This is a genomic window from Cobetia sp. ICG0124 (genome assembly GCF_004006355.1).
GTDB classification, from domain to species: Bacteria; Pseudomonadota; Gammaproteobacteria; order Pseudomonadales; family Halomonadaceae; genus Cobetia; species Cobetia marina.
Genome location: NZ_CP024893.1, coordinates 2,267,727 through 2,285,006, shown reverse-complemented (window position 1 = coordinate 2,285,006; position 17,280 = coordinate 2,267,727). Strand labels below are relative to the sequence as shown.

15 protein-coding genes and 4 pseudogenes are annotated in these 17,280 nt (G+C 61.5%); 11 read left to right on the top strand and 8 right to left on the bottom strand.

Annotation, left to right across the window (positions count from 1 at the left end):
* Nucleotide 1 precedes the first annotated feature (1 nt).
* Entirely contained in the window at nt 2-766 is a 765-nt protein-coding gene (locus CU110_RS10675; protein WP_127735898.1) for a 2OG-Fe dioxygenase family protein, read from the bottom strand.
* Here CU110_RS10675 and CU110_RS10670 point away from each other — a divergent pair.
* Nucleotides 765-2,978, top strand: coding sequence for an EAL domain-containing protein (locus CU110_RS10670; RefSeq protein ID WP_240665357.1), 2,214 nt, complete (start codon nt 765-767; stop codon nt 2,976-2,978). The two genes, CU110_RS10675 and CU110_RS10670, sit on opposite strands and share 2 nt — an antisense overlap.
* A 60-nt stretch (nt 2,979-3,038) precedes the next feature.
* Here the strand turns inward: CU110_RS10670 and dinB are convergent, their stop codons facing one another.
* On the bottom strand, nt 3,039-4,097 hold the full coding sequence (gene dinB / locus CU110_RS10665; protein ID WP_084209067.1) for a DNA polymerase IV: 1,059 nt from the start codon (nt 4,095-4,097) through the stop codon (nt 3,039-3,041).
* Nucleotides 4,098-4,144: 47 nt separating this feature from the next.
* Nucleotides 4,145-5,491, bottom strand: a complete 1,347-nt coding sequence (locus tag CU110_RS10660) for a Na+/H+ antiporter family protein (protein ID WP_077372432.1) — start codon at nt 5,489-5,491, stop codon at nt 4,145-4,147.
* A gap of 172 nt (nt 5,492-5,663) precedes the next feature.
* On the opposite strand from CU110_RS10660, the gene CU110_RS10655 reads away from it, so the two are divergent.
* Nucleotides 5,664-6,302 carry a YrbL family protein gene (locus CU110_RS10655; RefSeq protein ID WP_127735896.1) on the top strand — a complete coding sequence of 213 codons (639 nt, stop codon included), beginning with the start codon at nt 5,664-5,666 and terminating at the stop codon, nt 6,300-6,302.
* On the opposite strand, the gene bioA is transcribed toward CU110_RS10655, so the two are convergent.
* Nucleotides 6,208-7,500, bottom strand: coding sequence for an adenosylmethionine--8-amino-7-oxononanoate transaminase (gene bioA / locus CU110_RS10650; RefSeq protein WP_240665356.1), 1,293 nt, complete (start codon nt 7,498-7,500; stop codon nt 6,208-6,210). The genes CU110_RS10655 and bioA overlap by 95 nt on opposite strands.
* A gap of 34 nt (nt 7,501-7,534) precedes the next feature.
* Here bioA and CU110_RS10645 point away from each other — a divergent pair, with 34 nt between their 5' ends.
* Entirely contained in the window at nt 7,535-7,921 is a 387-nt protein-coding gene (locus tag CU110_RS10645) for a histone-like nucleoid-structuring protein, MvaT/MvaU family (protein ID WP_077372437.1), read from the top strand.
* A 56-nt stretch (nt 7,922-7,977) separates the two neighbouring features.
* Here CU110_RS10645 and CU110_RS10640 read toward each other — a convergent pair whose 3' ends face one another.
* Both CU110_RS10640 and CU110_RS10635 read right to left on the bottom strand, forming a co-directional pair.
* The gene (locus tag CU110_RS10640) at nt 7,978-8,640 is read right to left on the bottom strand and encodes an anti-sigma factor (RefSeq protein WP_127735892.1); all 663 of its coding nucleotides are present in this window, start codon (nt 8,638-8,640) and stop codon (nt 7,978-7,980) included.
* Nucleotides 8,637-9,215 carry a sigma-70 family RNA polymerase sigma factor gene (locus CU110_RS10635; RefSeq protein WP_077373190.1) on the bottom strand — a complete coding sequence of 193 codons (579 nt, stop codon included), beginning with the start codon at nt 9,213-9,215 and terminating at the stop codon, nt 8,637-8,639. Before CU110_RS10635 ends, CU110_RS10640 begins: the two co-directional genes overlap by 4 nt.
* 144 nt (nt 9,216-9,359) lie before the next feature.
* Between CU110_RS10635 and CU110_RS10630 the strand changes: the two genes are divergently transcribed.
* From CU110_RS10630 to CU110_RS10615, 5 genes and pseudogenes are all read left to right on the top strand, one after another.
* Nucleotides 9,360-10,244 carry an NAD(+) kinase gene (locus tag CU110_RS10630; protein ID WP_077372443.1) on the top strand — a complete coding sequence of 295 codons (885 nt, stop codon included), beginning with the start codon at nt 9,360-9,362 and terminating at the stop codon, nt 10,242-10,244.
* A 16-nt stretch (nt 10,245-10,260) separates the two neighbouring features.
* Nucleotides 10,261-11,322: a metallophosphoesterase gene (locus tag CU110_RS10625; protein ID WP_127735889.1), complete on the top strand. Its 1,062-nt coding sequence runs from the start codon at nt 10,261-10,263 to the stop codon at nt 11,320-11,322.
* Between the two features lie 41 nt (nt 11,323-11,363).
* Nucleotides 11,364-11,951 (top strand): annotated as a pseudogene (locus CU110_RS17745) (rhomboid family intramembrane serine protease); the annotation flags it as partial.
* Nucleotides 11,952-11,963: 12 nt separating this feature from the next.
* On the top strand, nt 11,964-12,242 hold the full coding sequence (locus CU110_RS17125; RefSeq protein WP_084209063.1) for a DUF1315 family protein: 279 nt from the start codon (nt 11,964-11,966) through the stop codon (nt 12,240-12,242).
* Nucleotides 12,243-12,322: 80 nt separating this feature from the next.
* Nucleotides 12,323-13,162 (top strand): annotated as a pseudogene (locus CU110_RS10615) (DUF2797 domain-containing protein); the annotation flags it as partial.
* Nucleotides 13,163-13,180: 18 nt separating this feature from the next.
* Here the strand turns inward: CU110_RS10615 and CU110_RS10610 are convergent.
* Complete coding sequence (locus CU110_RS10610; RefSeq protein WP_240665565.1) at nt 13,181-14,536, bottom strand: RimK family protein; 1,356 nt, start codon at nt 14,534-14,536, stop codon at nt 13,181-13,183.
* 387 nt (nt 14,537-14,923) lie between these two features.
* Between CU110_RS10610 and CU110_RS10605 the strand changes: the two genes are divergently transcribed.
* From CU110_RS10605 to CU110_RS10595, 3 genes and pseudogenes are all read left to right on the top strand, one after another.
* On the top strand, nt 14,924-15,259 hold the full coding sequence (locus CU110_RS10605; protein WP_127735883.1) for a hypothetical protein: 336 nt from the start codon (nt 14,924-14,926) through the stop codon (nt 15,257-15,259).
* Between the two features lie 105 nt (nt 15,260-15,364).
* Nucleotides 15,365-15,931 (top strand): elongation factor P, encoded by a 567-nt coding sequence (efp, locus tag CU110_RS10600; protein WP_077374233.1) that lies wholly within the window; start codon nt 15,365-15,367, stop codon nt 15,929-15,931.
* A gap of 79 nt (nt 15,932-16,010) precedes the next feature.
* Nucleotides 16,011-16,398 (top strand): annotated as a pseudogene (locus CU110_RS10595) (amino acid--tRNA ligase-related protein); the annotation flags it as partial.
* 46 nt (nt 16,399-16,444) lie between these two features.
* On the opposite strand, the pseudogene asd reads toward CU110_RS10595, so the two are convergent.
* A pseudogene (asd, locus tag CU110_RS10590) lies at nt 16,445-17,269 on the bottom strand (archaetidylserine decarboxylase); the annotation flags it as partial.
* Nucleotides 17,270-17,280: the final 11 nt, after the last annotated feature.

Below are 17,280 nucleotides of genomic sequence, written 5' to 3'. Positions count from 1 at the left end.
GTCACTCGCAGTCGTTCAGGACTGCCCCCGGGAAGTGACGACGCAGCATGCGGTTCTGGAACTCATCGATGAATGAGCAGTTGATGATGATGATGAAGCGCTCGAAGTGCTGGCCCGCGTTATCCTGAGTGATGGAGCTGACGCTGTGGAACAGCTGGTCATCATGGATGTGCAGAACCTCTCCCGGTGCCAGCTCGGTGGTCGCCAGCAACTCGCTGCCGGCCTTGTCGCGGTAGAGGGTATTGATGGCACCACTGACGTTCTCGCGATTGAGTACCAGAATGCTCAAGTACTTGCAGCCATCGGCGTGAATGCCTTGTCCCTGGAGAGGGTCAATGGTGCCGTCGCCGCGGACACCCGTGATCTGCATCAGGATCGGCTCACGCGGCCCGATGCCCCACATGTCGGCCCAGGCCTTGACGAAGGCGCGCACGTCGTCGCGCTCGGTGAACGCCGCTTCCAGCGGATCGTAGTATCTCAGGCGGTCCGCCATGCTGGCAGCATCATTGAAGCGTCCACCCTGCGCCATCGGGCACTCGCCAAGGGTTTCGACTTCCATCTGGTCATTCAGGTGCAGCCAGGACATGCGCTTCCATCGTGTGTTGACGTAAGGGTCACGGGGAAGGTTGTCCAGGAAACCCTGCCAGGCGTTCAAGTCAATGTGTGGAGTGATCGTTGCCTTGCTCCAGTGCTGACGAGCCAGCTCCTCATGCACGCTTGTCGGCCAGTACTCAGAGAAGATGGTAGGGGAGGTATCCTGGATCATGGCAGATGGGTCTCGTCAGACCGGAAGAGCGACTGGAATTGCGCTCTTTGGAACAGTGGTCGCTGCCATCGCGATCGGCCTGCTGGTGGGGGTCGTGGCAGTGCAGGACATCATCGGCCGCTGGCCTTCAGCGCTGCTGATGGTGATTATTGGCGCAACTGCGGGCATCATGCTGATTCGTCATCGTCAGATGGCATATCAACAGCACACGCAGGAGGCGGTCATGCAGACTAGTGTTGTTGGCCCCTCGGCCAGCATGGGACTCCCCGCCAGTGACCAGCGCTTTCGCGAATTGCTGGAAAGCCTGCCACGTGTGGCAGTGCAGGGGTACGACAGCCAGCGCCGAGTGATCTATTGGAATGAGGCCAGCGAGCGACTGTATGGTTTCAGCGAGCAGGAAGCTCGAGGGCGTTGTCTTGAAGCCTTGCTGATACCGGATGAAATGGCGGACATCGTGGTGGATGCCCACCACGCGTGGGTCAATCACGGCACCCAGATCCCGGCGAGCGAGCTTGAGCTGAAGCACAAGTCAGGCGCACCGGTGCCGGTGTTCTCTCACCACGTCATGTTAGGTGAGCGGTCGGACAATCCATTGATGTTCTGCATCGACATCGATCTGGCGGGCGAGCGCAAGGTGCAGCGTGAGCTGGACTACATGACGCGATTCGATCCGTTGACCGAACTGCCCAATCGGCAGACGTTCGAGACTGAGCTCGAGAACATGCTCGGGGAGTGTCAGCGTCACGGCGATACCTTGATGGTGCTGTTCCTGGATATCGACCACTTCACCGAGATCAACGATACCCAGGGCTATGAGATGGGGGACCTCGTGATTCGCAGCGTCGCGTCGCGCTTGCAGGGGTTCCAGCGGAGTCAGGATCTACTGTCACGCTTCGGCGGCGATGAATTCGTCATGGCGATGCCGCGCCTGGATTATGAAAGTGATGCCTTGTCGGTCGTGGAGCGGATCCGCGAAGATTTCCAGCGCCCCTTCCAGATAGAAGGGCGTGAGTTGTTGCTGCGTCTGAGCATCGGCGTCAGCCTCTATCCCGAGAATGGCAATGATGCGCCGGAACTGGTGCGCAATGCGGACGTCGCCAAGCACCGAGCGAAGCAGGCCGGGCGTGATGGATATCAGTTCTTCAACCAGGAAGTGCGCGATGCCATGCTGCATCAGCATCATCTGGCGGGGCGCCTTCAGACGCTGCTGAGCGAGGATGGGGGTGGCGAGCTGTTCCTCCACTTCCAGCCTCAGGTCGCGGCGCGCAGTGAGCGTATCGAGTCGGTAGAGGCGCTGATGCGCTGGCATGCGCCCGAGGGGCCCATTCCCCCGACTGACTTCATCAAGGTGGCAGAGCGCACCAATCTGATCGAGCGCCTGGGTGACTGGGTGATTCGCCAGGCATGTCGCCAGCAGGCCGAGTGGCATGCCATGGGGATCAAGGGCTATCGGATCGATATCAATATCTCCGGGCGTCAGGCGATCAACAGCGACGTCTTCCAGCGTCTTGAGGCATGCGTGGCGGAATATGGCCTGACGCCACGGGACATCGGCATCGAGCTGACCGAGAACGTGTTGATCGATGCTGACGTCAAGGTGCGCGATAGCCTGCGTGCCCTGCACGACAGAGGCTACAAGATCGCGATCGATGATTTCGGGACCGGCTACTCCTCGATGAGCTACCTCAAGATGCTGCCGGTGACGGCGCTCAAGATCGATCGCTCCTTCGTGATCGAATGTGCTCAGGAACCCAAGGATCGCGCCATCATGGAAGCGACGGTCTTCCTCGGGCATCGACTGGGGCTGGAGGTGGTGGCCGAGGGGGTGGAGAATATCCAGCAACTCGAGCTGTTGCGTGAAATGCGCTGTGATCTCATTCAGGGATACTACTTCTACAAGCCCATGGCGGCGGCGGATATCCAGCGGCTGCTGTCCGGGGGCAACAACCCGCCTCATCGGTGCCGTTGTGGCATGGGACTGTTGCTGTGGATCGGCTTTTTAGTTTGCGGGCTAAAAGATATGATGCTGACAGTTGAAGCGGCTCCCCGCAGGCGTTTGCCGAGAGTGGCTGCGTCGTTCAATGCGCAGAGCTGTTCGCCCACTCTCGCTTCCTGCCTGCATTGCAGGTTGCGATGGTTCCTTGAGCGGGTTTCACGACCCTTCCGGCGATACCCTTGGGGTATCGATGACCGGACAAGCCAGTCCTTGTGACTGGCTTTTTTTATGCCTGTCATCCGTCCGTCAAGTTTGCCAGTCAGGCGCGGCACCCTCTCAGAACAGCCCCAGCTGTTGCGTCTCTTCGTGGGCCTTGAGTCGAACACCGACTCCCAGCAGGCGCACCGGTCGATGGCCACGTTGCCAGGCTTGCTCCATCAGCAGTGCGAAACTCCTGGCGTCCGGCAATGAGAGGGTGGAGGCGGGGAGGAGGCTTTCCAGCGTGGTGCTGGTGAAGTCGTTGAAGCGTACCTTGACGAACTGCTTGGCCAGCACCGGCTGTTCCTGGCGTGCGTGACGCTCCCCGAGGCGCTCCATCAGCATGGGAAGCTTGGCGAGGCAGGCGGAGAGATCCGGAAGATCCTGATCGAAAGTGCGTTCGACACTGATGGACTTCCGCTCTCTCTCGACCTTGACGGGGCGGTCATCAATGCCATGAGAGAGTTCATGCAGGCGATGTCCGAATTTGCCGAAGTGTTCGACCAGTGTGGTCAGTGGTGTCGTGCGGATGTCATCGCAGGTGGTAATCTCCAGCCGATTGAGGCGGGCCAGCGTGGCCGGGCCGACGCCATGCAGCTTGCCGACGGGCAGCTTACGAATGAAGGCGTCGCTGGACTCTGGCGTGATCACCGTCAGGCCATCGGGTTTCTCCCAATCACTTGCGATCTTGGCCAGGAACTTGTTGGCGGCCACGCCGATCGACAGCGTGATCCCGGTGCGCTTCAGGGCTTCTTCCTTCAGCCAGCGCGCCATCCAGGTCGCGCTTCCCTGAAATTCCTCGATGTCGCTGACGTCCAGGTAGGCTTCGTCCAGCGATAGAGGTTCCACCAGTGGTGTCAGTTCGTGAAACAGTGCCTGGATCTCCTGCGAGACGGCACGGTAGCGCTCGAAGTCGGGGGGGACGAGTATCAGTTGCGGACACAGGCGCAGGGCGCGCGCTGTGGACATCGCAGAGCGGACGCCGAAGGCGCGAGCCGGATAATTGCAGGTGGCGATCACGCCACGTTGCTCGGTGCGGCCACCGATGGCGATGGGCACCTCGCGCCACTCTGGGTGACGAAGCATCTCGACGGCGGCGTAGAAACAATCGCAGTCAGCATGAAGGATCTTGCGCATTCGCGCATCATCCTAAAAGACTGGATGGCTGTCCAGTATCAGGCGGATTACAGCGTCATCGCCGCTACCCAGCCGAAGACGATCAGCGGGATGTTGTAGTGGATGAAGGTCGGCACCACGCTGTCCCAGATATGATCATGCTGTTGATCGACATTCAGGCCTGCCGTCGGGCCGAGCGTGGAGTCGGAGGCGGGGGAGCCAGCATCGCCCAGTGCGGCCGCGGTGCCGATCAGGGCGACGGTCGCCAGGGGGGAAAAGCCGAACTGCAGGGCCAGCGGGACATAGATCGCCGCGATGATCGGGATGGTGGAAAAGCTGGAGCCGATGCCCAGCGTGATGAAGAGTCCGACCATCAGCATGACGAGCGCGGCCAACGGCTTGTTGTCTCCGATGATGTGGAAGGAGGCATCCACCAGGGTCTGGATATCACCCGTGGCTTTCATGACGGAGGCGAAGCCGGCTGCCGAGATCATGATGAAGCCGATCAGTGCCATCATGCGCATGCCGGAGGTGAACAGGTCGTCGGCTTCGTTCCACTTGAACAGGCCACCCAGGGAAAGAATGGCGAAGCCGACCAGGCCGCCCAGGATCATCGAACCGGAATAGAGCTGGATGCCCAGGGCGGCGATGATGGCGACCCCAGCCATGATCAGGCCGCTGCGGGATGGTGCGTGCACTGGAGTATGGTGCGGGACATTGGTCGACTTGATCTCGCGATTGGCGTAGTCACGCGGCTTGCGATAGGAGACGAAGACCGCAGTCAGCAGTCCCAGGAACATGCCGCCTACCGGAATGGCCATTGCCATCGGCACCATGCCGCGGGTGACTTCCAGCCCCATTGCCTGGCCCGCTTCATTGATGTTGGCCAGCAGGATGTCATTGAGGAAGATGGAACCGAAGCCCACCGGCAGCAGCATGTAGGGAGCCGTCAGACCAAAGGTCAGGGCACAGGCGACGGCGCGGCGATCCAGGCGCAGGCGGTTCATGGCCACCAGCAGTGGCGGAATCAGGATCGGAATGAAGGCGATGTGGACAGGAATCAGGTTCTGGGACGAGATCGCCACCAATGTCACGCTGCCCAGCAAGCCGTACTTGATGGCGGTCTGACGGCGAGGGGTGCTCTCTCCATTGAGCATGCCGATCAGGCGTGCCGCAAGGAGATCCGGCAGGCCGGAGCGAGACAGGGCCACGGCAAAGGCACCGAGCGTGGCATAGGCCAGGGCGACCTTGGCACCACCGCCGACGCCGTCGTTGAAGGCGCCGAGAGTGTCAGTCAGAGACAGGCCACTGAACAGGCCGCCGACCAAGGCGCCGGCCACCAGAGCGAAGACGACCGAGACTCGGGCCAGTGACAGGCCGACCATGACCAGAACGGCCAGTATTACCGCATTCATGCGAGTACCTCGCGGTTTCGTCCTGAAACTGCCAGAAAACGGCGCGTTATCATACCAGAGCGAGGTCCCAAGCTGAATGGCCGATGAATGGTTGGCGCAAGGGAAGGGCTTTTTGTAGAATGCCACGCTGCCCGGCGGCTGCAGTCGCAGGCGTTATTCAACAGGAGAGCGCATGCTGGAGCTTGAAAATGCCCGTGTCATCGGCATGGGCAATGATCGCCGTGTCTATCAGGACCCCCGTGATCCTCGGCGCTGCATCAAGGTACCGCGCTATCCCGACAAAGGAAGCCGCCAGAATCAGCGCGAGCAGCGCTACTTCGAAGGGCTCGTGAGGCGAGGTGTGCACGACTGGTCCTACGTGCCTGCCTATCATGGCAGCGTGGCGACCCGAGAGGGCCTCGGGCTGGTCTTCGATCTGATACTCGACGATGACGGCACGACCTCGCGCCGTCTGCGAGAGGTCTGTCATGAAACTCCCGAGCGGGTGGGGGAGGAGGCATTGATGGATGAGCTGGCCAACCTCTATCGCTATCTCGACAAGCGTTGGCTGATACCGTCCGACCTCAATGATCGCAACATCGTGGTCCAGTTTCGCGAGCATCAATCCCCGCGCCTGTGGTTGATCGATGGTATCTCCAATCCGGACTTCATCCCCCTCGCCACCGGTATCGCCTGGTTGGCGCGCCGCAAGATCGCCCGCCGCTATCGTCATTTTCTCAAGAAGCTGATGAAGGGCGGGATGCTGACGGCAGATGCACATGCGCGCCTCGAGCGGCGTCTCTGGGGAAGTGGCTCTTCATGGCATGCGTGATCTTGCGCAAGTCGTCGTGTGAGGTGATATAAGCCGGCATGGTATAGAGCCAGCGGCCGAAGGGTCGCAACCAGACCCCTTGCTGACGAGCGTGAGCCTGAGCCCCTTCAAGACTTGCTGCATCGTGAACCTCTATCACGGCAGTGGCTCCCAATACGCGTATGTCGCCAATGGCGGGATGTGAGAAATCCGCGAGTTCCTCTCGTAGTACCTGATTGAGGCTGGCGATCTTGCCGAGATAATCGTCTTCCTCGAAAACCTTGAGGCTTTCCAGTGCCACTCGGCAAGCCAATGGGTTGCCCATGAACGTCGGGCCATGCATGAAGGCAGTATTGGCATCCTTGCCATCGAAGGCATGAAAGATATGGCTCTGGGCGAGGGTGGCAGCATGTCCCAGATACCCTCCCGTCAGTCCTTTTGACAGCACCATGATATCGGGCGTCACATCTGCATGCTCACAGGCAAACAGTTTTCCAGTACGTCCGAATCCTGTCGCGACCTCATCGAAGATCAACACCACGCCGAACTCGTCACATAAATCACGTGCCGCTTTCAGGTAGTGAGGCGAGTACATGTTGAGACCGCCGGCAGCCTGGAGCAGCGGCTCCATCAGCAGGGCGGCGATGTCATCATGCGTCTCGAGCTCTCTGCGCAGCGCTGCGATGTCACCGAGGACCTCTTCATATGGCGCCGTGAATCCCGCCGTCGGTGCCGGCGCGAAATGATGTCTGGGCAGGAAGTCGGCAAACAGTGAGTGCATGCCCTCTTCCGGGTCGCAGACCGCCATGCAGCCTGCCGTGTCCCCGTGGTAGGCCTTCATCAACGACAGCATTCGCGTCCGCCCGCGAGTGTCATCACGATCCTGACGCTGTTGCTGGTATTGCACTGCCATCTTCATGGCGACTTCCATGCCGACGGAGCCACTGTCCGAGAAGAACACGTGGTTCAGCCCCTCCGGGGTGATGCGCACCAGTGCCTCGGCCAGCGCCACCGCCGGTTGGTGCCGAATGCCCCCGAGCATCACATGACACAATTGAGCCGCTTGCTGCTGAATCGCGGAGACGAGTCGAGGATGGCCGTAGCCATGGATCATGCACCACCAGGAGCAGGTTGCGTCCAGCAGGGTCTCGCCGTCACTCAGTGTCATGCGCGGCCCGACTCCGCCCACGACCTCAAGCGGGGCAGGCATCGCGTGCATCTGCGTATACGGATGCCAAAGCTTGGAGAACCCCATGTCCCTGTTGACTGATTTCATGCAGAAAGAACAAGAGCTCAAGAAACTTCAAGAGCAACTGGAAAGCCTGCGCAACGATGATCGCCTGAAGAATGAGCTGGAATTCAAGGACAAGCTTGATTCCCTGATGAGTGAATACGGCAAGTCTACTCGCGACGTGATTGGCCTGCTGGATCCGAAAGCCAGCCAGACGCCGGCAGCTGCCGCGAGCGCGGAAACCAAGGCTGGCGGCGTTCGTCGCAAGCGCAAGCTGAAGGTCTACAAGAACCCGAATACCGGTGAAGTGATCGAGACCCGTGGTGGCAATCACAAGCAGCTGAAAGAGTGGAAGGAAGAGCACGGTGCCGAAACCGTCGAATCCTGGCTCGAGCGTACCGAGAGCTGAGCCAGACACGAAGAAGCCCCGCCATGGCGGGGCTTCTTCGTGTCTGGCGTTCGCCGTCAGCTGTCGATCTGTCCCAGGTTGACCAGGCGGCCGATGGCCAGCACCTTGCCGGTCGGTTTGCCGGTCGGCGAACCACCGCTGGGCTCCAGTGTCATCTCGAGCAACTGGCCCGGACTCATGCGGCCGATCTGTTCGGCGCTCAACTCGATACCTGCCACCGGGTCCACCAGACCCAGCGAACGCGGGCCCTCCGCTGGATCGGTCAGGGTCCAGAGTTCGATGGCGCGATCCGTCGGACGCTCGATAGTGACATTGGGTGTCAGCTGAAGTCCGCCACCGGCCGTGACACTGGCGACCCAGGTCGGCGTGGCAGGGTCCTCGAGAGTCTGCAGCACCGCGACCATGCGCTGCGCGGATGACTCGGGCACCTCGTTCGCCACCGGCGGGGTGTCATTGGCTGGCGTCGGAGTCTGCTTGAGGCGCGTCAGACTGGCATCGATGCGTTTCCACAGCGAATCGGAGGCCGGTTCCGGCGGCAGGCGATCACTGACGCTCAGCCAGTGCTGCTGCCAGCGAAGTGCCATGCGGGCGGCCTCATCGTCACGTTCTATCCAGGCGCGCACCTCGGCTTCACGTTCGGGGTCCAGCAGGCCCAGGGTGTGTTCACCCAGCAACAGATTCTGCTCTTGTGGAGATTCGGGGATCGGGGAATGGTTCATCGTGACAGGCACTCCTGCAGTCGCTTGAGTCCGGCACGGATGCGACCCTTGATGGTGCCGAGCGGGGCGCTGAGTTTTTCGGCGATCTGCTCGTGGGTCAGGCCCTTGAAGAATGCCAGCAGAATGGGTTCGCGTCGTGGGGCTTCCAGCTCACCCAGACAATCGCTCAGCTGATGGGCTGTCTGACTGTCGTGTGCTGCCGCTTCCGGGTTGGCGAGCAAGTCGGCGAGGCTGTCGAGCGCCTCGCTGTCACCGCGGGGCGTCCGTCCCTGGGCCCGCAGCTGATCCAGTGCACGATAGCGCAGGATGGTGAACAGCCAGGCGCGGCCATTGCCGAGTTCACGGCGATATTGGCCGGCATTGGACCACAGCTTGATGAAGGCATCGTGGACGGCGTCCTCGGCCTGATCCCGGCTGCCGAGCAGGCGCATGGCAAGTGCCAGCATGCGGCCGGACTCAAGGTCATAGAGGCGACGAAAGGCGGTTTCATCACCGAGCGCACAGGCCTCTATGGCACTGGCGTGGTCAAAGTCGTCCGGGTCTTGCGAACTGACGGGTGTCGTGTGTGCTGGCATCGGGGGCCCGACTCCATTGGCTGGGAATCCATCGTTCAGCTGACGGTAGTCGCCCCATGAGAGGTTGGCAAGTGACATGGCAGGTGCATTGCCGCTGGTCAAGGGAGTCCGCATAATGTTCTGCATGACAGCCCGGGAGGCGTGATGAAGCAGCAATTCAATACGATCGGCGTGATTGGTCGACTGGGCAGTGCTCAGGTAGTGGACACGCTCAAGCGCTTGATTCGCTTTCTTGAGGCTCGCCAGCTGGCGATGATCATCGAGGAGCGCACGGCGACGCTGTTGCTTGACCATGGCCTTGAGGTGGCGAGCCGTCGTCAGATGGGCGAGCGCTGTGATCTGGTGATCGTGGTGGGCGGTGATGGAAGTCTGCTGGGCGCGGCGCGTGCATTGTGTCGCAGTGGCACGCCGGTACTGGGCGTCAATCGCGGCCGGCTGGGCTTTCTCACCGACATCCGTCCAGATGAGCTGGAGGAAAAGGTCGCCGAGGTGCTCGAGGGTGACTACCTCAGTGAGCAGCGGTTCCTGCTGGAGGCGGAAGTCTTTCGGGACGGCGAGAAGATAGGTGCGGCGGACGGCCTCAACGATGTCGTGCTGCATCCTGGCAAGGCGGCGCGGATGATCGAGTTCGAGCTGTTCATCGATGGCCAGTTCGTCTATTCCCAGCGCTCCGATGGCTTGATCGTGGCCACTCCGACCGGCTCGACCGCCTATGCGCTCTCTGGCGGCGGGCCGATCGTCCACCCGCGCCTGGAGGCCATCACGCTGGTGCCGATGTTCCCGCATACGCTGTCCAGTCGTCCGATCGTGATCGACGCGGCCAGCGAGATACTCCTGCACATCAGCGCCAGCAACACGACCTATCCCCACATCAGCTGCGATGGCCAGACTCAGGTCGTGGCCAAGCCCGGCGATGTGCTCAAGATTCGTCGCAAGCGCGAACGTCTGACGCTGATCCATCCGCTGGAGCACAACTATTTCGAGATCTGTCGCACCAAGCTCGGCTGGAGCAACCGCCTCGGCGAATGACATCAAGGCAAGCAGCATGAACGCATTCGTGGCGCCACGGGATGGCTATGATCTGATCGGTGATGTGCACGGCTGTGGCGCCACGCTGGCGGCGCTGCTGGAGAAGCTCGGCTATCACCTGAAGGATGGCGTGTATCGTCATGCCTCGCGCAAGGTGATCTTTCTTGGTGACATCATCGATCGTGGGCCTCGTATCCGACTGGCCGTCCAGTTGGCCAGCCGGATGGTGGAAGCCGGTGAGGCGTTGATCGTGATGGGCAACCATGAATACAACGCGCTGGCCTATTGTCGGCGTGCACGCCTGCGGGAGAGTGGCGATCACCGTGATTTTCTGCGCCCGCATACCTCGCGGCACAATCGCATCATTCGCGAGACGCTCGATCAGTATCAGCATCATCCCGATGAGTGGGATGACGCATTGAGCTGGTTCATGCGCATGCCACTGTGTCTTGAACTGCCGTCGCTGGGAGAGGGCAAGAGTGGTCTGCGCGTGGTCCACGCCTGTTGGGATGAAGCGCTGGTGCGTCCGTTTCTGGCGCGCTTTCCGGATGGCTGCATCGATGAAGCCTTCCTGCAGGACTCCGTCGACCCCTCGAGCTTTGCCTATCGGGTGCTGGATCGCCTGACTCGGGGGACCAGTCTGCGCTTGCCGGAGGGCGTCGAGATCCACTCGGGGGATGGCTTCACGCGCCGCAGTTTCCGGGCGCATTTCTGGGCGCGCGAGCCTCGCACCTATGGCGATGTGGTGTTCCAGCCCGACAATCTGCCGGGAGAGCTGGAGTCGCGCTGGTTGAGCGAGGGCGAGCTCGAGAAATTGCCGTATTACGGACCAGAGCAATTGCCATTGTTCCTGGGGCATTACTGGTGTGAAGGCGTGCCTGCGCTCCCGGCGACCAATATCGCCTGTCTCGATTACAGCGCCGTCAAGTGCGGTCGCCTGGTCGCCTATCGCTTCAGTGGCGAAGCGACGCTGGATGCCGCCAATTTCGTCTGGGTGCCGGTGCCGCGCGAACCCTCGAGTCGTCCACTGCCGGAAGAGTTGCCATCGCCATTGTTTTTTTCAATAAGCAGCCAGTGAACCAAAGCGCCATCCCGGACTCAGAGTAAGTGTTCCCTTGAATGATCCCTCAGACTCCGCTGACATGGCTGGTCGGGCTCGCCTGTTGCCTCACCGTACTCTGTCAGTACGTGCTGGGTCAGGCGGCGGTGTTCGAATGGCTGGCCATCGTGCCCTTTGAGCTGGTGGGCAGTCAGCACATTGCACCGGCGCCGTTGTCCACGACACTGGCGGGGGAGTGGTGGCGGCTGTGGTCACCCTCCTTGATGCATTTCGGCATTCTGCATCTGGTCTTCAATCTGCTGTGGCTATGGGTGTTCGGGCGCCAGATCGAGGCCATCGATGGCGCCTGGCGCTTCGCGCTGGTGGTGCTGGTGAGCGGGGTGGCTGCCAACCTGGCGCAGTACGCCACCGGCAGTGTGCTGTTTGGCGGGCTCTCGGGAATCGATTTCGCCGTGATCGGCTATGTCTTCATCGCGGCTCGTCGACGGCCGATGCTGGGCTATCAGATGCAGCGCTCGCTGATGATCTTCATGTTGATCTATCTGGTGCTGTGCATGACACCGTTATCGAGTGCCATCGGCCTTGGGGCCATCGCCAATGAGGCGCATCTCGGTGGGCTGCTGGCAGGGCTGGTGCTGGGATTCGTGCTGCCGCGCCGCATGAGTGACATGACTTTCGACGGGATGGTCGAACAGATGACCCCGACCATCTACGAGAGCCTCAAGCAGTCCATGCAGCTGCGCAAATGGCCGGACGGCCGGGTGCTGACCTCGGAGCAGGTCGAGCTGTGCATGGAGGCCGTCATCAAGTACGAGGTCCACAACAACGTGCCTGCCGAGTCACGTGTCGGCTTCATCGACAACGGTACCTGCGGTCCACGTGACGGTGACGACACTGCTTCACGCGATGAGCCGGAGCAGATCAAGTGGGTCAACTGACACTGGATGATGCACTGGACGTCGATGGCGCACCTCAGCCCGCCGTGGAGTCGGTGACCCTGAAAGGGGACATCCGCAAGATGTCCATCGTGCCTGCCGGTGAGGCGCTTGCGATCGATACCTCGGCGGATGCGCAGTCAGTCTCGCGTGAGCCGCTGGCGGCCAGCTATGGCCTGCGACTGGGCGAGATCACCCAGCCGCTGAACGCCTATATTGGCCACAAGGTACGCCTGGACTTCACCGGTCAGATCCACTGCAGCCATTGCGGGCGCAAGACCAAGAAGAGCTTCGCGCAGGGGCATTGCTATCCCTGCTTTCGCAAGCTGCCACAGTGTGATGGCTGCATCATGAAGCCGGAGACCTGTCACTTCGCGGAAGGAACCTGTCGTGATCCTCAGTGGGGTGAGGAGCATTGCTTCCAGCCGCATATCGTCTACCTGGCCAACTCCTCCGGCCTCAAGGTCGGTATCACCCGCAAGACCCAGATGCCGACGCGCTGGTTCGATCAGGGTGCCATCCAGGCCTTGCCCATCGTCGAGGTCTCCAATCGTCTGCAGTCTGGGCTGGTCGAGGTGCTGTTCAAGCAGGCACTCAATGACCGCACCAACTGGCGCGCGATGCTCAAGGGCGATGTGGCCGAGCTGGATCTGGAAGCCGAGCGTGATGCACTGCTCGAGCAGATGGCCGAGGGTCTGGCGGCGCTGCAGGCGCATTGCGGGGAAGACGCCATCCGGGTACTGGATACCACGGCATTGGCCTTCGAGTTTCCGGTGCGTACCGCGCCGACCAAGGTCACCTCGTTCAACTTCGACAAGACACCCGTGGTGGAAGGCGTTCTCGAAGGGCTCAAGGGTCAGTATCTGATCCTCGACAGCGGGGTGATCAATCTGCGCAAGTTCACGGGGTATGAGGTCGAGGTCCAGCTCGGCGAGGGGGATTCAGCCGAGCACGGGCTGGCGGCGCGCCTGCATGCGCTCCAGGAAGACCTGCATCACTCGGTGGTAGAGCTCGCGTCCCAGCACGACATCCTCGACCCCCGCATCCAGATTGGGGTTGTCATTGACCTCGATGACCACCACGCGATCCTCGAGCTGTTTGAGGTCAACTCCATAGAGCCCATCACCGATCAGACGTGTCGCCTTGAGAGCCGCCTTGATCACGGCGGGGGGCACATCACTCGGGTCAACGGTGGCAAAGCCGCCGGAGCGGGTGCGGGCGCCGCTGTGGTCATAGATCTGCCAATGGCCACGCGCCATGTAGTAACGGCTGGCGAACAGCACCTTGCCGTCGAGCACGCCGATACGCCAGTCGAACTCGGTTGGGAGCCATTCCTGCAGCAGCAGCAGAGCGGAGTCATGGAACAGTCGCTCGGCTTCACGCACCAGTGTCTCCGGCCCGTCAATCTTGACGATGCCGCGCGAGAAGGCACCATCCGGCACCTTCATCACCAGCGGATAGCGCATGTGCTGTCCGCGTTCGGCCAGCTGGCGCAGTTCGCCGCGATGAATCAGGCGCCCCTGTGGGGCGCTGAGGCCGCGAGCCTTCAGGAGCTCATGCAGGAAGACCTTGTTGGTACAGCGCAGAATCGACTGACTGTCGTCGATCACCACCAGCCCTTCGTGTTCGGCTCGCTTGGCCATGCGGTAGGTATGGTGGTCCAGGCTTGTGGTCTCGCGGATGAACAGCCCATCGAATTCGGCCAGACGTCCCTCGTCACGCTTGGTGATCAGACTGACATCGATGCCCAGGCGGCGTCCCTCGCGGATGAAGTGCTTGAGCGCCGTACGATTGGACGGTGGCAGTGCCTCATTCGGGTCCACCAGCATCGCCAGGTCGAAACGATAGTGGCGGCGAGCCTTCGGGGTGCGCCAGACCTTGCGGGAATGGCGGTTGAGCGCCTGGGCAAAGCGATCCTCGTCCGTTTCCGCCAGATGGTTCAAGGATTGCGGGCGCACTCGCCTGAGGGTCCAGCGCTCGCCACGCGCCTCGAGTCGCACCTCGAGCAACGGGCAGGGCAGTCGCTCGAACAGCTTGCGACCGAGACGTGCCAGTGCGGGGTCATCGCTCTCACCGAAGGTCAGCAGCAGGTCGAGATGCGCATGCTTGCCGGTCTCGTGGGGGACTGTCTGCGGGGCGGGCAGGGCGCTCTTGCGCGTCAGCTCCTCAAGCAGCACACGGATGCTGCCCAGTTCCATGTCGATCAGTGACTTGCGCGACAGCTGGTTGAGCGTTTCCACCGACGGCAGGGCTTTCTGTCCGCGCGCCTGTGCCAGCAGCGAGACGTAATAGCCGATCCCGAGGTAATCGAGCCCGCCGCAGAGATTGATGACGTGGGTCGCGGGCTGCGGAGCGTCTCGTGGGAGAGCTCGGACAGAAAGTCGTGGGCGCTGATGACATCATCACTGGGATAGAAGGCGCGCCAGTCACTGACACGGTCAACCACGATACGCAGGCGGGACATTGAGTAGCCTCGAAGGGCGGGCACCGAAGCGGTGCCGAATGCAGCGCATCATGAAAAACAATCTCCGTCATCGCAATAGACAACAAGATGAAATAATTTCATGCAAATAGGTCGAGACAAGACGTGCCTGCATGCCCAGAATGCAGCGGATTGCTACCGCCCCACGACACCTTGATTTCAGGGCTGCCTCAGGGCGCTGACAGGCGGGAGAGCCTGCATCATGACCCCCATTCTGCGTCCGGCGATCCGGGCCGATCTCGATGCTCTGGTAGAGCTCGAGGAAGTCAGTTTCGATAGCGACTGGTTCAGTCGTCGTCAGCTGTCCCATCTGATTCTGCGTGCCAATGCACGCACCCTCGTCATCATCCAGCCAGAAGGCGATGGCCCGGACGCCCTGCCGGCGGCAGGCAATGCGATGGCCGCACTGTGGCCGGCGGGCAGCGTGGCGCAGGATGACGCCACCCCGCTGCGCAGCGTGTTGGGCTATGGCACCGTGCTGTTCCGACGCAATTCACGCCGGGCACGACTCCGTGACTTTCGCACGTCTCATGCGTGATGGTATGCAAGGATGGCGAGGTTCGGGTTATCATGCGCATCACTTCTGGCGGCAATCTGGAATTCATGGCGGGCAAGACCCGTTAACGAGTCGAGAGCGAGCAAGATGGCCAATTATTCTACCAACGAATTCAAGTCCGGTCTGAAAGTGATGCTGGACAATGACCCCTGTGCCATCGTTGACAATGAGCTGGTCAAGCCGGGCAAGGGGCAGGCCTTCAATCGCGTCAAGCTGCGCAACCTGAAGACCGGTCGTGTGTGGGAGCGGACGTTCAAGTCCGGTGAGAGCATCGAAGCTGCCGACGTCATGGAAGTCGACATGGAATACCTCTACACCGACGGGGAAATGTGGCACTTCATGCGTACCGATGGCTCCTTCGAACAGTATGCCGTCGATGGCAAGGCGCTGGGCGACAACATCAAGTGGCTGAAAGAGCAGGTCGTCTACACCATCACGCTGTGGAATGACAACGCGATCGCGGTGACTCCGCCGAACTTCATCGAGCTGGAAGTCGTCGAGACGGATCCGGGCCTCAAGGGTGACACCGCCAACGGTGGCTCCAAGCCGGCGACGCTGTCTTCCGGTGCCGTGGTGCGTGTCCCGCTGTTCATCAACCAGGGCGAAGTGCTCAAGGTCGATACGCGCAGCGCCGAGTACGTCTCGCGCGCCTGAGCCTTTTCGCTCACGTCGTGATCCCTCTGATGCCTCGCCTCGTGCGGGGCATCATCGTTTGTGCCGGTCAATCCTGCCCTTGCCGCAAGACTGGGCGCCCACTGCGACGCGAGAGCGACTCGTGCAGCGCGCACGACTGATCAATGAGGTGCGGGCCTTCTTCGCCGAGCGTGAGGTGCTGGAGGTGGAGACGCCGGTGCTGGGGCAGGCCGGCTCGACCGACGTGGGGCTGGCCTCGTTGTCATCGTCGTTGCAATTGCCCGGTGAGCGTGAACGGGTGCCGATGTGGCTGCAGACCTCGCCGGAATTCCACATGAAGCGTCTGCTGGCGGCCGGCAGCGGGCCGATCTTCCAGATCGCGCGTGCCTTCCGCGATGGTGAGGTTCTGCATGCTGGAATGGTATCGCCCCGGCATGAGTCTCGAGGGCCTGAGAGAGGAAACCTGTGAGCTGATCCAGCGCGTGATGGCGCTCGGGGCGCGGCTGACCGGCAAGTCGTCGCTGCTGGCCGCATGCCGAGTGACTGCCCCATGCTGACCTTCTGGCCCGGCATCAGGGTGTCATCGAACTCGACGCTGTCCGGGAAGCACATCACCACGGTGGAGCCGAGCTGGAAGCGACCCATCTCGGCGCCCCGTGCCAGCTCGATGAGTTGATCGAAGCGGGTCGTCTCGACATCGCCGGACAGTGGCGTGACCTGGCCGCTCCACACGGTCTTGATCGCCGCGACGATCATCGCGCCGACCAGCACCATGGCCATCGGGCCGTGTTCGGTCTCGAAGATGCAGACCAGGCGCTCATTGCGGGCGAAGAGGCCCGGCACATGCGTGGCGGTGGCTTCATTGACCGAGAACAGGCGTCCCGGCACGTAGGCCATCTCCACCAGGCGGCCCGCCAGGGGCATGTGGACGCGGTGATAGTCCTTCGGTGACAGATAGACGGTAGCGAAGCGGCCGTTGCGGAAGGGGGCGGCACGCTCCTCGCTGCCACCCAGCAGCTGGGTCAGCGAGAAGGCCTGACCCTTGGCCTGCACCAGGGTGCCGTGGCTGATGGCTCCGAACTGCGACAGCACACCATCGGCAGGCGAGACGAGTCCTTCCTCGATGGGGCGGGCCTCTTGCTTGAGGGCACGGGTGAAGAAGTCGTTGAAGCAGGCGTAGGCGCGCGGATTCTCCTCGAGCGCCTCGTTCATGTTGACGTCGTAGGCCTTGATGAAACGTTCGATGAAGGTGTTCTTGACCCACGGGTTCTCGCAGGCGGCGATGCGCCCGATGAGGCGTGAGATCAGGTGCTGGGGTAACGGGTATTGGCTCAGAGAGAACAGCTTGGCACGATCCACGATGTTGATCC

Coding starts and splice junctions, on each gene's coding strand:
- CU110_RS10670 (WP_240665357.1), top strand. CDS start 765: ATGGCAGATGGGTCTCGTCAGACCGGAAGAGCGACTGGAATTGCGCTC.
- CU110_RS10675 (WP_127735898.1), bottom strand. CDS start 766: ATGATCCAGGATACCTCCCCTACCATCTTCTCTGAGTACTGGCCGACA.
- dinB (WP_084209067.1), bottom strand. CDS start 4,097: ATGCGCAAGATCCTTCATGCTGACTGCGATTGTTTCTACGCCGCCGTC.
- CU110_RS10660 (WP_077372432.1), bottom strand. CDS start 5,491: ATGAATGCGGTAATACTGGCCGTTCTGGTCATGGTCGGCCTGTCACTG.
- CU110_RS10655 (WP_127735896.1), top strand. CDS start 5,664: ATGCTGGAGCTTGAAAATGCCCGTGTCATCGGCATGGGCAATGATCGC.
- bioA (WP_240665356.1), bottom strand. CDS start 7,500: ATGCACGCGATGCCTGCCCCGCTTGAGGTCGTGGGCGGAGTCGGGCCG.
- CU110_RS10645 (WP_077372437.1), top strand. CDS start 7,535: ATGTCCCTGTTGACTGATTTCATGCAGAAAGAACAAGAGCTCAAGAAA.
- CU110_RS10640 (WP_127735892.1), bottom strand. CDS start 8,640: ATGAACCATTCCCCGATCCCCGAATCTCCACAAGAGCAGAATCTGTTG.
- CU110_RS10635 (WP_077373190.1), bottom strand. CDS start 9,215: ATGCCAGCACACACGACACCCGTCAGTTCGCAAGACCCGGACGACTTT.
- CU110_RS10630 (WP_077372443.1), top strand. CDS start 9,360: ATGAAGCAGCAATTCAATACGATCGGCGTGATTGGTCGACTGGGCAGT.
- CU110_RS10625 (WP_127735889.1), top strand. CDS start 10,261: ATGAACGCATTCGTGGCGCCACGGGATGGCTATGATCTGATCGGTGAT.
- CU110_RS17125 (WP_084209063.1), top strand. CDS start 11,964: ATGAGTGACATGACTTTCGACGGGATGGTCGAACAGATGACCCCGACC.
- CU110_RS10605 (WP_127735883.1), top strand. CDS start 14,924: ATGACCCCCATTCTGCGTCCGGCGATCCGGGCCGATCTCGATGCTCTG.
- efp (WP_077374233.1), top strand. CDS start 15,365: ATGGCCAATTATTCTACCAACGAATTCAAGTCCGGTCTGAAAGTGATG.